This window comes from Mycobacteroides chelonae CCUG 47445, from assembly GCF_001632805.1.
Taxonomy (GTDB): Bacteria; Actinomycetota; Actinomycetes; order Mycobacteriales; family Mycobacteriaceae; genus Mycobacterium; species Mycobacterium chelonae.
Map to the genome: position 1 here is coordinate 4,103,614 of NZ_CP007220.1, position 12,817 is coordinate 4,116,430.

Below are 12,817 nucleotides of genomic sequence, written 5' to 3' on the forward strand. Positions count from 1 at the left end.
GAGATGTCCATGAAACTCGTTGTCACAAGCCTATTTACAGCTCTGGGCGCCGCAGCACTGTTCAGCGCGGCGGCCGCGAATGCCGAACCCGAGCGGCCGCCGAACTGCACGGCGGCCGACCTCGCCGGGGTCTCGGCGGGCGTCGCCGCGTCCACCTCGAGTTATCTGTTCACCCACCCGGAGGTCAACGACTTCTTCACAAGCCTTGCGGGCAAGCCGCACAGCGAGATGCAGAGCGCGGTGAAGGCCTACTTCAGCACCAACCCGGAGGCCGAGAACGATCTGCGCTCCATCCGCCAGCCCGTGGTCGATTTCCGCGAGCGCTGCCAGCTGCCACAGGAGCGGCAGCCATGAGGCGCGGCACGGTCGCGATAACCGCCGCGGTGGTCTTCGCGGGGCTGCTACCCATTGCGCCGCCGACGGCCAACGCCGATGTCTGTGTGGGCGGCGGGCGCCGAGTCTCGGTGAGCGGCTGTATGAACGTCGCCGACACCGTGCAGCGATACGCACCCCCGCCCGAGGACTACGCACCCTTGCCGGACGATCCTCCACCCCCGCCCCCGGCACCCAACGTCCACGCGTGCGTGGGCTACAACGGCCGCTGGGTCAGCGCGGGCGGCTGCAACCCCTGACGGTCAGCGGCTAGCGGTCTTTTCCGAGGCTGGCGATGTAGTCGACAAGAGCCGGGTGCAATCGATGCCGCCGGAAATCGGCGGCCGGGTCGGGTCGCCAGAAGATCGGCAGTTCGTTATCTTCGGCCGCGCGGTGACACTTCAGCAGCAAGTCGTCATTCAATGGTTCGGCGGCCCGTCGACGCAGCGCCGATTTGAGCTCGTCGGGCAGTACCTCCCACACTGCCTCCGGCTTCAGATCCACGCTCACTGTGCCAGGCCGCTATTGCCCATATCGGCCAAACTCAGCTGAGTGCCCGAGGCCGCCGGCGAGTCCCGGAGGATGATCGCCGACGGCTCGACGCCCTCGGGGACGTCGAACGCGATGGACGCCACGATGCTGCCGCCGGGATCGATGTCCGCACCGAGCACGGGTTGAGAGGCGCTCTGGTCCGCACCCACGGTTTGATCACCGGCGACAAGTTGCTGAATCGCCGGCTCGAACCGCTGGCGATCAACACCGTCGTTGATCACACGCACACCGACCAGAACATGGCCACCTTGCGCAGTCTGGGGCAGCCCGGGATCGCCCGCGACCAGATACGTCGTCACATCGGTCACGGCAATGGCTAACTGACCGGACCGTCCCTCATGCCCGAGGCCGGCCGCTTCGGGCGTCACCGAAGCAACGTCACTGACCGGCATCGATCGAGGGATGCTGATGTTCCTACTGTCGTCGAGCCCCAAGAGCGTGGCAACCACAATGAATGTCGCGATAACGCCACCGAACAGCATTGGCGCTGCAGGAAAATCGCCACCTCGGTAAAAGTGGGCAAGACCACCCTCACCCTCCAGCGAAGGTTGAGTCACAATACTAATCCTCAATTCGGGGTAGCGGTACAACAGTTAAGCGCCCCCGCGATTGACTAAAGGCTAACATCAATAGGGCCTATCGGCACGTCGGCACATTCGTTACAGACACGGGTCAACCGTTTGCGAGGAAAGGCCGTCAACATGAAGGTTCAGGCCATTTCCGCTTTGCTGATCCGAGGGCTGTCCGGCCAGCCCGCTGCCACGACGTGCGCGGATGGCAGCAAGGGAACAGCGTGGGCACCGCACAGGCGAGCTTGTTAGCGGCTGGATCTCCGACGAGACTCAGGACCGCAGGCGGCAACGACGGGGCCGTCCCACTCGGCGCAAAATCCTCGTCAGCCGTACTGAGCTGCGAGCTTGCCGATCACCGCGGTGAACTCGTCCATGGTGGTGTCGAGAATGTCCCGCACGGACTCGACCGCACCGATGCGCCCGGCCACCTGCCCGCCGAGCGGCACAAAGGTGTCCATGTCGCCCCCGAAGTAGAGGTCCAGTGGATTCCCGGTCTCCATGAGCGACACCAGATCCCGCCGTTCCATCTCTTCGGTGCGCTCGCTACGCAAGGCGCGCAGACCAGGCTTGGTCAGCCGGTTCAGTAGCACAGTGTCGGTCTCGCGCGCGGCGACCACTGCCGCCTTCCAGTTGCCGTGGATGGGTGACTCGGCGGCCGACATCATCCGGGTACCCATCTGCACACCCTCGGCGCCGAGCGCGAAAGCCGCGGCCATGGATGCTCCGTCACAGATACCGCCGGCGGCAATGATCGGAACGTCGACATGCGAGCGCACCAGTGGCAGCAACACCATGGTCGATGCACCCTTGGGATCCTTGAAACCGCCGCCCTCGACGCCTTCCACCACCAGGCCGTCCACTCCCGCGTCGACGGCCTTGAGGGCGGCCGCCAGCGTGGGGACGACATGAAAGACGGTGAGCCCGTTGTCCTTGAGAATCCGGGTGTACTTGTTGGGGTCGCCCGCGCTGGTGGTCACGAACGTCACGCCCTGATCGACCACAAACTGCGCGATGGACGGGTCTCGCACGAAGGCCTGTGCGATGTTCACCCCGAATGGTTTGTCGGTGAGCTGACGCATGAGGCGAATCTCGTCCTTGATGGCATCGAGCTCGCCGGAGCTTGTTTCGATGATGCCGAGCCCGCCGGCTTCGCAGACCGCGCTGGCCAGCTGGGATCGCGCGATCCAGCCCATCGGGGCCTGCACGATCGGTCGCTCGACACCCAGCATCTCGGTCACCCGGTTTGTGATCACGCATCGAACTTATGCGATACGAAACCGCCAGTACACGGCGTATCGGCGTCGAGGGAAGACCTAGCCGAAGAACATGTTGCGACGACCCGCGAGCAGCCGGTACAGCGTCTGCTGGATGGTCTCGCGGACCTGGTCGGTGACCTCGAATGTCACCATCGGGTCGTCAGCGGCCGCCTCGTCGAACCCGTCCGTCGGGATGGGGGTACCGAACTCGATATGCCACTTGGACGGCAGCGGCACCAACCCGACGGGACCGGCCGCCGGGAACAGCGGGGTCACCGGGAAGTAGGGCAGACCGAACAGCCGGGCGATCACCTTCAGATCGGCGATCATCGGGTAGATCTCCTCGGAACCGACGATCGAGCACGGGATGATCGGCGCTCCGGTACGAATGGCTGCCGCGACGAATCCTCCACGGCCGAATCTCTGCAGTTTGTAGCGATCCTTGAACGGCTTGCCCAGTCCCTTGTATCCCTCGGGGAACACGGCGGTCAGCTCGCCCGCGGACAGTAGCCGGTGCGCATCGGCGGTGCACGCCAGCGTATGACCCGCCTTTCGCGCCAACTGTCCCAGGAACGGTGCATCGAACACCATGTCGGCGGCCAGGTTGCGCAGGGTGCGGTTGCCGGGGCACCGGTCGTGCACGGCCACCGAGAGCATCAGCCCGTCGAGCGGCAGCACACCCGCATGGTTAGCCACAACCAACGCCCCGCCGGTCGCGGGAATGTTCTCGACCCCGGTCACGTCCACCCTGAACCATCGGTTGAACAGTGGCCTGAGCAAAGGAAGTAGCAGCGATTCGTTGAGGTGCTCGTCGAATCCGAAATCGTCGACGCTGTAGTCGCCGCCGACTCGGCGGCGAATGAACTCAGCGACGGCGGCAATGTTGGCCGCGAGGGCAGTCAGCGACTCTTCATCGCCCAGAGGGGCGTTGCCCTGTGCCGCACGAATCTCGTTGAGGTCGTGGATGACTGCGGCGGTATCCGCGGAATCTCCAGTCGGCGCATCGTTGGTCAACGATGACGGATGCCGCCGGCCGGCATCGGCCCGCGCCTCGGCCCGGCGAGCACGTGCAGCATGGCGTTCCGAATTAACCTGCAGTTGAATGACTTTCGCCTTTGTGTCGCCTGCCATGCTTCTCACCTCCGCCCTATGCCTACGAACTGATCTTCTGCGCGAGAGCCACCGCGCGATCTCCCAATGAGCGTACCCACTCCGGCTCGATTACTGGAGTGATCCCGCGTCCCCGAACGTAGTCGCCAAAGGCCCCAACGGTCGTCCACTTGGGCTGATATCCGAGTTCGACCTTCATACGGGTGTTGTCGATCGCGCGTCCATAGGCCAGCCAGTCACGCTGTTCGGAACTCAGCTCGGTATACCGGGTGCCCTTGGTGAACGACGCGATTCCCGCCACCGCAAACGAAGGCACCGGGATGCCGAGTTGTCCGGAACGGCGAACCGCCTGCGACATCATCATCATGCCGTCGGCCGCGATGTTGAAGGTGCCCGCCTTACCTGCCATGGTGGCGCGCTCAAGCGCGCCCAGCGCATCTTGTTCATGCAGCAGCTGCAGGCGGGCGTCACGTCCAAACACGGTGGGGACCAGGGGGCCCGCCAGATAGCGCGCCAACGCGGTGTCCATACCCGGGCCGATCAGGTTGGCCAACCGCAGAATCGTCACCGCCACATCGGGGCGCCGCCGGGCCAGACCGCGGGCATAGCTCTCGATATCGATACTGTCCCGCGCGAACCCGTCGGACGGTGGACGGCGCGCACCCATCTCCTCGGTGAACATCACCGGATCCCGGGGACCGGCTCCATAGACCTGTGCGGTGGATTTGACGACAACGCGCTGCACGGTGGGCGCCTTCTGGCACGCCGCGAACAGCTGCATCGCACCCATCACGTTCAATTCCTTGAGCGCGGCGCGCCCACCCGAACGCGGCGAGAACGAGGCCGACGCGGTGTGCACCACCGTGTCGACCTCGCCGTTGCGGATGACCTTCGCGATGAACGGGTTGCGGATATCGGCCCGCACGAACTCGGCCCGGCCCATCCTGCGCAGCAGGTCCTTGCTTGGGGCGACAGCGTCTACCGCGATGACGCGGTTGATCATCGGGTTCTGCACCAGACGCGCAGCCAGATAACCCCCGAGGAATCGACTGGCTCCGGTGACCAGCACCACCCGTGGGTAATGCAGATTGGTCTCACCGGTGCTCACGGACGAAGCCTATCCATCACGGCACCAATGGGCATCCCGAGTGGATGCCCACTAACGCAAGGTTTACTTACCGAGTTTTCTGCGCTGAACCCGAGTGCGGCGAAGCAGCTTGCGGTGCTTCTTCTTGGACATACGCTTACGCCGCTTCTTGATAACTGAACCCATGAACTCCTGCTAACTACTTTGAAATCGTCTTTACCGTGGACGCGTGCACAGCGGCTTTTTCCCAGCCGTACACAAGGCGCCCTAACCCCAAAAAGGCTTACGCCAGGGTGCCGCATGACTCTACCTGCTGCGGCCTCAGGTCAGGAAACCGGCAGAACCGGCAGCCCGCCAGGGGGCATCTCCCGCTTCGAGGGGCCTTATCCGGCGTCGAAGTAGGAGGCCTGCAGCAGATCGTTGACCGCCTTGGCGTGCACACGGAACGACCGGCCGACCCGCACCGCGGGCAGCTCGCCGTTGTGCACCAGCCGGTAGACGGTCATCTTGCTCACGCGCATCAGCGCAGCGACCTCGGCGACCGTAAGGAACTGAGCCTTGCCGGATTGGCCAGCAGCCGCCGCGTCCCGGCCCGGCTTGGCGCCGGCCCCGTCGCGTGCGGATGGCCCGTTGATTGACGTCATCGCATACCCATTTCCCTAGGCACGTGTCGTGCCGCCAATCTTCCCCATCGGCGGTACGGACACGCACGTGCTAGAAGGAGAATAGCGGGACCAGTGGGGTTACTGATACCCGTGTGGGCTAATTGATCAAGATTTGGTTAAATTACTCTGATGTGATTCCGAGCTGCTCGGAGCGTGTTTTTGCGGCTTCAACGGCGGCATAGACGCTTGCTCGCAAACCTCCACGTTCCAGTTCGCGCAGCGCAGCGGCGGTAGTACCACCCGGCGAGGTAATCGTGGCGCGGAGCTCCGCGGCGGTCGTATCGACCTCCGTGCGGGTCTGCAGTCCGGGGGCCCGATTTTCGTCCGTCTCGGCCCGTTCGAGCAGCATCGCGGCGGATCCGGCCATGGTCTGGATGACCAGATCGGTAGCGACGGGCCGCGTGAGACCCGAGGCAACCCCCGCATCGACCAGCGCCTCGACGAGCAGGAAGAAGTAGGCCGGCCCAGATCCGGACAGCGCGGTGACGGTGTCCATCTGGGATTCGGCCACCTTGATGACGCTGCCCACCGACTCCAGCAGCTCGGCGACGGCACTGAGCTGCTCGTCGGTCGCGAATCGGCCCTTGGCGACAGCGCTGACCCCGGCGCCGACAAGCATCGGGGCATTGGGCATCACCCGCACCACCGGAGCCCCGGCGGCCAGCTTGGATTCGAAGAAGCTCGCGGACACTCCCGCGGCCACCGAGACCAGCACCTGCTCGGTCTCCCGATCACTGCCTTCGGCGTCCAGTTTCGCCAGCGCCGCGGCGATCTCGCTGGTCGCGCTCTCGACATCGGACGGTTTGACCGCCACCACGATGAAATCGGCGCCTTCGACGGCGTCGGCCACCTCGCTGACGCGGATGGAATACGCCTCGGCCAGAGCCTTCGCGCGGGCGGGGACCTTCTCGGACACGACGATGTCCTTGGCCTGCCGTCCGGCCCTCAGCAGCCCGGAGATAAGTGCTTCGCCGATATTGCCGCCACCGATGATTGCGATTCTGGACATGGCGACCAGCATGGCAGACCCATTAGCGCACCCGGAAACGGCTTTCTGAGCTCCAGAGCAAGGTGCCGGGGCGATATGTAGGCGGCGATATGCACATTCGCGCCGATTTGTGACTATTCGCAGACCTGCGCGCAGATGGTGGCGCACAGTGGGATAACCGGACTACAAGTTACATATGTCACAACCGCAGCGTCGCGCGCAGACCGCCCCCGTTTTCGCACCGGAATCCTGGGGCACCGGTCTACCGGACGGGGTACAGGGCTGGGCGCAACCCGAGTTCGACCGGGTGGTCCGCAAGTTCGCATCGATGTATGTCGGCCGTACCGGGGGTGGCGCGCTCTGCGCCTATGTCGACGGCGAACCCGTGCTCGACATCTGGGCCGGTGAGGCGCGTCCCGGTGTGCCGTGGACCCGCGATACCGCGCCGATCGTGTACTCGGCCTCCAAGGGGGTGACCGCTACCGTCATCCATCGCCTGGCCGACCGAGGGCTGCTGGCCTACGACGCCCCGGTCGCCCGCTACTGGCCGGAATTCGCCGCCAACGGCAAGGAGTCGGTCACGGTGCGAGATGTCCTGGCCCACAAGTCGGGGCTGGCCGCGCTGGCCCGGATCGCCTCCACCCCGGAGGAACTTCTCGACCACGAACTGATGGAGCAGCGACTCGCCGCCGCGCCTGTCGGGCGCTACTACGGCAAGGCCGCCTATCACGCGATGAGTTATGGCTGGCTCTTGGCCGGCCTCGGGCGTGCGATCACCGGTAAGGACATGCGCACGCTCTATCGCACCGAACTCGCGGAAGTCCTCGGAGTGGACGGCATTCATCTGGGGCGCCCGCCCGTCGATTCACCGACGATCCCCGCAGGGATCTATGCGCAGCTCGATAAGGCCGTGAAGACGCCATTTCTTTCTCGTGGCCTGTCCATCGGGGCACGCGTGGTGGACGCCCTGCCGGGCGCACGGGGGGCAACCGGAGCGATCCACGTGCCCGGGGCCGAACGGATCGTGGCCGACGACGGGCATGCAACCGCTCCGCTGTACGACACCCAGATGGGCGCGGGCAACGCCATCTGTACCGCCCCGGCCCTGGCCAAGCTCTACGGCGCGCTGAGCAATCGGGGAAGTGTGGACGGACGGCAGCTGCTGTCAGCGGACAAGACCGCCGAACTGGCCGGCGGACGCGGGATCAGGCCCAATGTCGCGGTCGCCCGCGATATCTGGGAACTCGGCTATCACTGCATCCCCGCGCCGGGCTTGGCGGGAGGTTTCGGGCATATGGGGGCCGGCGGCTCCACCGGATGGGCGGACCCGAACCGCCACATAGCTGTTGGGCTGGCACACAACCATCTGATACTTCCCAACCCGCTGCACAATGTGGCGTTCCCCCGGTTGTGGGCGGCGACAGTGCGGAGTGCGCGCTAGGCCGTGGCCGCAAGCGCCTCACGATCCTCCGCCGCGAACGTGTCTTCCAGTTGCAGCGGCGAATAATCGAGGTCGATCTCACCGAGCGGACGGCCACGCGCGCTGCTGATGGTCCCGAACCGACGCATCCCCTTGTCGGCGGAATACTGCATGAACTCGTCCAGCACGAGCCCGAACGGGGTGTCGGCGCCGTACAGTCCGAAGCCTTCCTCGGTGAGACGCAACGCAATCGGGATGAGTTCGTTCATGCGGGCCTCGAAGACCGACCAGTTGGCGTCGTCGGCGGCCACGTGGCGCCGGCAGGTGAAGGTGCCCCAGGCCATGTGCCGGCGCTCGTCGTCACCGATCCGGCGGATCAGCTCCTGCATACCGGGAAGAATGCCGCGGTCAACGCAAATCTTGTGCCATGCAAAGTATCCCGTGAGCGCCAGCATGCCCTCGACCACGTGGTTATAGGTCACCGAGGCGCGTACCTGGGCCGCAGGCGACGGGTCGGCGGCCAGCGTGCCCAAGGCATCGGGAAGCTCATCGAAGAAGATCTCACGGTAGGCCGGAAGGTCGTCGAGGTATCCGTGCAGGTCGTCGCTGACGCCGACTGCATCAAGCCAGAGCCTGAAGACCTGTGTGTGCTTTGCCTCTTCAAAAGCGAACTGCGTCAAGTACATCTCGTCACCGAGTCGCCCCTCGGCGCGCATGGCCGTCATGAACGGCTGGATGTCCTGGGTCACCGATTCCTCGCCCGCGATGAACTGCGCGCACAGCCGGGTCGCATAGTCACGTTCCCGATCGGTGAGCGCGTCCCAGTCCGCCCGGTCGCGCGAGAAGTCGATATCGGCCGGATCCCAAAATTTCGCGTTTCCGCCGACGAATAGCTTGAGCGGCAAGGAATCCCAGTTGAGGCCTCCCTTGCGTAGCGATCCGTAATGTGTCCGCGTCATGAGGGCCTCCTAGTGTCGACGTTGACCTAGTGACCATCTTGAATGTGAGGCAGCTCACAATCAAGAGGCTAGCCCACTGGGGTCTGGTCAAGAATCACACGAGTGGCCAATTCCGCGCTCTGCGCTGCCCCACCGATGGTCGAGGGGAAGTCGGTCGCGGTCCAGTCACCTGCCAGCGCCAGCCCGCGCACACTGGTGCGCTGCGGCGGACGGGCACCCGCCGTTCCCGGACGCTCGCTGTAGGTGGCACGCGGCATCCGCACCACCTTGGCGTGCACCAATTCGGCATCGCGCGCGGCCGGATAGTAATTGCGCAGGAAGCGCATACACGTCTCGATGATCTCGCTGCTCGAGGACAGCGAGTTCAGTGCGTACGCGGCGCTGACCGTGATTTCGTACGAGTACAACCCACGTTCGCTACCGTCGTATCCCACCATCTTCTGCCGATCGAAGACCTGCTCGACCACGCCCTCACCACCCACGAGAGCATCAAGGATGGTCGTCAGCCCGAGCGACTTGTTGAGGTACAGGTAGACGCTCACCAGCGGGGCGGGAACGAGCTTGGCTGCCGCACTGTACAACTGCTCGTGGCCGGGGACGGCGTCAAGCAAACCCTCCACGGCCCACGGCGGAACCGCACAGATCACCGCATCGGCCGGTATGAACTCACCATCGGTCAGCGATACACCAGAAACAGCATTGCCGTGCAACATGATTGATTTCACTCCGGCGCGGCCCCGTACCTCACAACCGTGATTGGCGAGCACCTTCTCGGCACCGGTGACGAACAGCGAGGTGAAGTCGACCGTGGAGTACAACAATGTTCCATTGCGTGCCGCCCCGCGCCCCCGACGGGCCATGGTGACCAGCAGATTCCGGAATGCGCTGGCGGAGATCAAATCCGGCTTCTCGTTGTGCGCGCCGATGATCAAGAAGTCAATCCAGGTATCACGCGCGACCTTGGGCATCCCGATGCGGTCGAGCCACTCTCGCGCGGTGATGGCATCCAGGTCATCTGGTGGGCGAACACAATCCCTGACGATCCGCAGATAAGCCCGCCATACCCGAAGCCGGTCCCCGATACTCGCCGCGGGCAGCCACGCGAATGTGCGGAACAGCGAGGTATCGTCCACCTCTCCCCCGGGCAGCAGCCGGCGCGCATAGGTTCCGGACTCGGCGGCCAAAAGATCTCGTGCCCCGATGGTTTCGAGGTAACGCAACAGCTCTTCCATCGAGCCGGACATGACGTGGACACCGTTATCGGCGACGTCGTCGACCTGAGGTATCTCGATGGAATGGGTGCGCCCACCGAGGGTGGCTCGACGTTCCAACAGGGTCACCCGGAACCCGGCCTCAGCCATCCACACCGCCGAGGCAAGCCCCGCCACCCCGGCGCCGATCACCACACAGTGCCGGGAAGTGTCAATCACGCGTGGCACCCAATCCGTGCGTGATGTAGTCGGCGAAGTAACGGCGCACGGCCGCCGGGTCCGACAGATCGATCACGATGGGTGGCAGCACTTCGATGCTCATCAGGGTTCTGATGATCCACTCGGCAGCCTCCTCCGGGACGATGCGCGCGGGAATCTCCTTGCGCTCCTGCGCTTCCCGTATGCGCGGCGTCCAGAACGCGACCGAGCGCGCCATCAGGTCCTCACCGTGTTCGTCCAGGATGAGGTCCAGCAGATCGGTGGTGTGCAGGGCGAGATGATCCGTCCATCGGCGGTGCTCGCAGATTCCCGCGGCGGCAGCCGCGACCTGATCGACCAGTGTGGTCTCCGCACCCACTGCCGCTGCGAAGAATTCGATGAATGCGTCTGCGAGATAACCGAATGCGGTGTCGATGGCGGCCTGCTTGCCGCCGAACCAGTTGTACAGGGTGCTCCGGGATACCCCCGCCTGCTCGGCCGCCGCGGACAGGTTGAACCGCTGCATGCCCGATCGAACCAACGTCATGGCGACTGCGGCCACGATGGGCTCGGGGATGTCCTCGCGGGGGTTATCGGACGTCGCCACCTTCATGTTGGACACAATATGAAAAAATGTCCAACCCGTCAATGGTCGTTTTCGCGGGCCGACCCGCGGCGGTTAGGCAGGTACGCAGATGATGACCGGAATATCCCGATCGGTGTTCTTCTGATATCCCGCATAGCCGGGGTTGGCCTTGACGATCGTCGGCCACAGCGCGGCCTTCTCTTCGGGCGAGGCGGTGTGCGCCGTGAACGGACGCGCGACATCGTCCACCGCGATCTCGACGGCCGGGTTGGCCACCAGGTTCTTGTACCAGGCCGGGTTTTCGGACCCTCCACCGTAGGAGGCCACCAACACCACCTTGCCGGGTTCGTAGATCGGCGCGGTCAGCAGCGTGCCGCGGCGCTGTCCCGTCTTACTGCCGATGGTGTACAGCTCCACCGGCTGCATTCCCAGCACCTTCTTGGGATACCTGCCGCCGGTCAGCGCGAGAACCGCCCGGTGTCCGTTCTCCAGGAACCAGGCGCCGATCCGGATGGCCCAATCAGGTTGTGTGCTCACAGAAATACTCCTTAAGCCGGTTCACAGATGACCACCGGGATATCCCGGGTGGTGCTGCGCTGATATCCCGCGTACGGGTTGCCGAATCCTCGGGTGATCTCCGGCCATAACTCGGCCTTCTCCTGCGCCGAGGCGGTGCGTGCGATGTACGGCTTGGTCTGTCCGCGCACGGTGATCTCGACGTTCGGATTGGCGACGAGATTCAGGTACCACGCGGGATTGTGCGAGGCCCCGCCGAGCGAGGCGATCACGACAATCCGCTCCGGCGTGAAGATGGGCGAGCTCAACAACGAGGAGCGACGTTCACCGGACTTACGCCCGATGGTGTGCAGTTCCAGCGTGGGCATGAATCCGAGCTTGTGCGGCCAGCGGCCACCGGTCAGCTTCAACAGGGCGCGGTGCCCGTTCTCGAGCACCCATGCGCCGCCTTCGGCGGCCCAGTCAGGCGTCTTCTGCTTGTCACCCATGGTCGGCACCCTCCAGTCGAGTAGCCCGATCAGTTTACCGGCACCATGGCCAGCTGGCGAGACTGCACCACCAGAGCACCTTCGGAGTCGATGACCGTGTGTTCGGAGTCAAACCAATGCTGGCCGATCTGGTTGGTGCTGCACAACACTCGCAACCAGCCATCCGAAGGCAGCGTGCGCAGATATGTGGTCAGCTGCACGGTGGGCGCCCACCCGAAACGCCCCAGCGGGAACGTCACCGGTACCGAGATGTCGCCGCACACCAACGCGAACAGGCCGTCGGGCGCCATATCGCGGGGGCGGGCCCACAGCACGATCTCGGGCTTCCCCCGCTCGCTCAGGTCGCTCATCGACCGCAGTGAGGGGCGAACGTCGAATCCGCCGAACAGGTGGAAGATCTCCCCCATCGGGTGGCCCTCGGCGATCGGGGCCACCCCCGGCGGCGGTTCGGCCGGCAGCTGGGTGAGCGCGGGTGGCAGAGCCGTCAACAGCGGGCCCACATGCTGCTCGGGCGTGCCCAGGGTGACCACGGCATGCACCGCGGTGCGGCCATCCTGGACAAGTTCGGCATCGACGAGCGAGATCTGCCGTCCCCGCTTACGCACCGATGTGCGCACCTGCATGTCACCGGGCGAGGGCGCGAACAGGTAGCTTGCGCTCACGGCGATGGGCTCGCTCTCGCCGAGCGTCTCGCGCGCCGCACCGGCAAGCAACGCAAGCATGACGCCGCCGTGCAGCTTGGGTCCGATGGTCCAGGTGTCATTCAGGTGCGCGTCAAACAGGCCGTCGCCTGCGGGCGTGAGGGCCATTGCTTGCGCGAAGGGAGCGTTAACCACG

General features: G+C 64.8%; 17 protein-coding genes. 3 read left to right on the forward strand and 14 right to left on the reverse strand.

Annotation, left to right across the window (positions count from 1 at the left end):
- Positions 1 to 9: 9 nt before the first annotated feature.
- On the forward strand, positions 10 to 354 hold the full coding sequence (locus tag BB28_RS20170) for a heme-binding protein (protein WP_030096497.1): 345 nt from the start codon (positions 10 to 12) through the stop codon (positions 352 to 354).
- Positions 351 to 632, forward strand: coding sequence for a hypothetical protein (locus BB28_RS20175; RefSeq protein WP_030096496.1), 282 nt, complete (start codon positions 351 to 353; stop codon positions 630 to 632). Before BB28_RS20170 ends, BB28_RS20175 begins: the two co-directional genes overlap by 4 nt.
- 10 nt (positions 633 to 642) lie before the next feature.
- Here the strand turns inward: BB28_RS20175 and BB28_RS20180 are convergent, their stop codons facing one another.
- From BB28_RS20180 to proC, 8 genes are all read right to left on the reverse strand, one after another.
- Positions 643 to 882, reverse strand: a complete 240-nt coding sequence (locus BB28_RS20180) for a hypothetical protein (protein ID WP_052399535.1) — start codon at positions 880 to 882, stop codon at positions 643 to 645.
- Positions 879 to 1,481, reverse strand: a complete 603-nt coding sequence (locus BB28_RS20185) for a DUF4352 domain-containing protein (RefSeq protein ID WP_126315430.1) — start codon at positions 1,479 to 1,481, stop codon at positions 879 to 881. Before BB28_RS20185 ends, BB28_RS20180 begins: the two co-directional genes overlap by 4 nt.
- A gap of 338 nt (positions 1,482 to 1,819) precedes the next feature.
- Entirely contained in the window at positions 1,820 to 2,749 is a 930-nt protein-coding gene (locus BB28_RS20190; protein ID WP_046254785.1) for an NAD(P)H-dependent flavin oxidoreductase, read from the reverse strand.
- Positions 2,750 to 2,809: 60 nt separating this feature from the next.
- Positions 2,810 to 3,883 (reverse strand): lysophospholipid acyltransferase family protein, encoded by a 1,074-nt coding sequence (locus BB28_RS20195; RefSeq protein WP_046254786.1) that lies wholly within the window; start codon positions 3,881 to 3,883, stop codon positions 2,810 to 2,812.
- 22 nt (positions 3,884 to 3,905) lie between these two features.
- On the reverse strand, positions 3,906 to 4,970 hold the full coding sequence (locus BB28_RS20200; RefSeq protein ID WP_030096488.1) for an SDR family oxidoreductase: 1,065 nt from the start codon (positions 4,968 to 4,970) through the stop codon (positions 3,906 to 3,908).
- A 63-nt stretch (positions 4,971 to 5,033) separates the two neighbouring features.
- Positions 5,034 to 5,135, reverse strand: coding sequence for a 30S ribosomal protein bS22 (locus tag BB28_RS24750; RefSeq protein ID WP_003402602.1), 102 nt, complete (start codon positions 5,133 to 5,135; stop codon positions 5,034 to 5,036).
- A gap of 197 nt (positions 5,136 to 5,332) precedes the next feature.
- Entirely contained in the window at positions 5,333 to 5,593 is a 261-nt protein-coding gene (locus tag BB28_RS20205) for a helix-turn-helix domain-containing protein (protein WP_030096487.1), read from the reverse strand.
- Between the two features lie 142 nt (positions 5,594 to 5,735).
- The gene (gene proC, locus BB28_RS20210; RefSeq protein ID WP_191985241.1) at positions 5,736 to 6,623 is read right to left on the reverse strand and encodes a pyrroline-5-carboxylate reductase; all 888 of its coding nucleotides are present in this window, start codon (positions 6,621 to 6,623) and stop codon (positions 5,736 to 5,738) included.
- Positions 6,624 to 6,798: 175 nt separating this feature from the next.
- On the opposite strand from proC, the gene BB28_RS20215 reads away from it, so the two are divergent.
- Entirely contained in the window at positions 6,799 to 8,043 is a 1,245-nt protein-coding gene (locus tag BB28_RS20215) for a serine hydrolase domain-containing protein (protein ID WP_046254788.1), read from the forward strand.
- Here the strand turns inward: BB28_RS20215 and BB28_RS20220 are convergent.
- The 6 genes from BB28_RS20220 to BB28_RS20245 form a co-directional block, all read right to left on the reverse strand.
- Positions 8,040 to 8,981 carry a R2-like ligand-binding oxidase gene (locus BB28_RS20220; protein ID WP_046254789.1) on the reverse strand — a complete coding sequence of 314 codons (942 nt, stop codon included), beginning with the start codon at positions 8,979 to 8,981 and terminating at the stop codon, positions 8,040 to 8,042. The genes BB28_RS20215 and BB28_RS20220 overlap by 4 nt on opposite strands.
- A gap of 68 nt (positions 8,982 to 9,049) precedes the next feature.
- The gene (locus tag BB28_RS20225) at positions 9,050 to 10,411 is read right to left on the reverse strand and encodes a hydroxysqualene dehydroxylase (protein WP_225421950.1); all 1,362 of its coding nucleotides are present in this window, start codon (positions 10,409 to 10,411) and stop codon (positions 9,050 to 9,052) included.
- Positions 10,404 to 11,003, reverse strand: a complete 600-nt coding sequence (locus tag BB28_RS20230; RefSeq protein WP_046254790.1) for a TetR/AcrR family transcriptional regulator — start codon at positions 11,001 to 11,003, stop codon at positions 10,404 to 10,406. The genes BB28_RS20225 and BB28_RS20230 overlap by 8 nt, the downstream gene beginning before the upstream one ends.
- A 66-nt stretch (positions 11,004 to 11,069) precedes the next feature.
- Positions 11,070 to 11,513, reverse strand: coding sequence for a nitroreductase/quinone reductase family protein (locus tag BB28_RS20235; protein ID WP_046254791.1), 444 nt, complete (start codon positions 11,511 to 11,513; stop codon positions 11,070 to 11,072).
- 11 nt (positions 11,514 to 11,524) lie between these two features.
- Positions 11,525 to 11,980 carry a nitroreductase/quinone reductase family protein gene (locus tag BB28_RS20240; RefSeq protein ID WP_046254792.1) on the reverse strand — a complete coding sequence of 152 codons (456 nt, stop codon included), beginning with the start codon at positions 11,978 to 11,980 and terminating at the stop codon, positions 11,525 to 11,527.
- Between the two features lie 29 nt (positions 11,981 to 12,009).
- The gene (locus tag BB28_RS20245; RefSeq protein WP_081252300.1) at positions 12,010 to 12,816 is read right to left on the reverse strand and encodes a thioesterase family protein; all 807 of its coding nucleotides are present in this window, start codon (positions 12,814 to 12,816) and stop codon (positions 12,010 to 12,012) included.
- Position 12,817 lies beyond the last annotated feature (1 nt).

What these genes read in the sequence shown, in the direction of transcription:
- BB28_RS20230 (WP_046254790.1), bottom strand. Translation starts at nt 11,003, where the DNA reads ATGAAGGTGGCGACGTCCGATAACCCCCGCGAGGACATCCCCGAGCCC.
- BB28_RS20205 (WP_030096487.1), bottom strand. Translation starts at nt 5,593, where the DNA reads ATGACGTCAATCAACGGGCCATCCGCACGCGACGGGGCCGGCGCCAAG.
- BB28_RS20220 (WP_046254789.1), bottom strand. Translation starts at nt 8,981, where the DNA reads ATGACGCGGACACATTACGGATCGCTACGCAAGGGAGGCCTCAACTGG.
- BB28_RS24750 (WP_003402602.1), bottom strand. Translation starts at nt 5,135, where the DNA reads ATGGGTTCAGTTATCAAGAAGCGGCGTAAGCGTATGTCCAAGAAGAAG.
- BB28_RS20215 (WP_046254788.1), top strand. Translation starts at nt 6,799, where the DNA reads ATGTCACAACCGCAGCGTCGCGCGCAGACCGCCCCCGTTTTCGCACCG.
- BB28_RS20175 (WP_030096496.1), top strand. Translation starts at nt 351, where the DNA reads ATGAGGCGCGGCACGGTCGCGATAACCGCCGCGGTGGTCTTCGCGGGG.
- BB28_RS20195 (WP_046254786.1), bottom strand. Translation starts at nt 3,883, where the DNA reads ATGGCAGGCGACACAAAGGCGAAAGTCATTCAACTGCAGGTTAATTCG.
- BB28_RS20170 (WP_030096497.1), top strand. Translation starts at nt 10, where the DNA reads ATGAAACTCGTTGTCACAAGCCTATTTACAGCTCTGGGCGCCGCAGCA.
- BB28_RS20240 (WP_046254792.1), bottom strand. Translation starts at nt 11,980, where the DNA reads ATGGGTGACAAGCAGAAGACGCCTGACTGGGCCGCCGAAGGCGGCGCA.
- proC (WP_191985241.1), bottom strand. Translation starts at nt 6,623, where the DNA reads ATGTCCAGAATCGCAATCATCGGTGGCGGCAATATCGGCGAAGCACTT.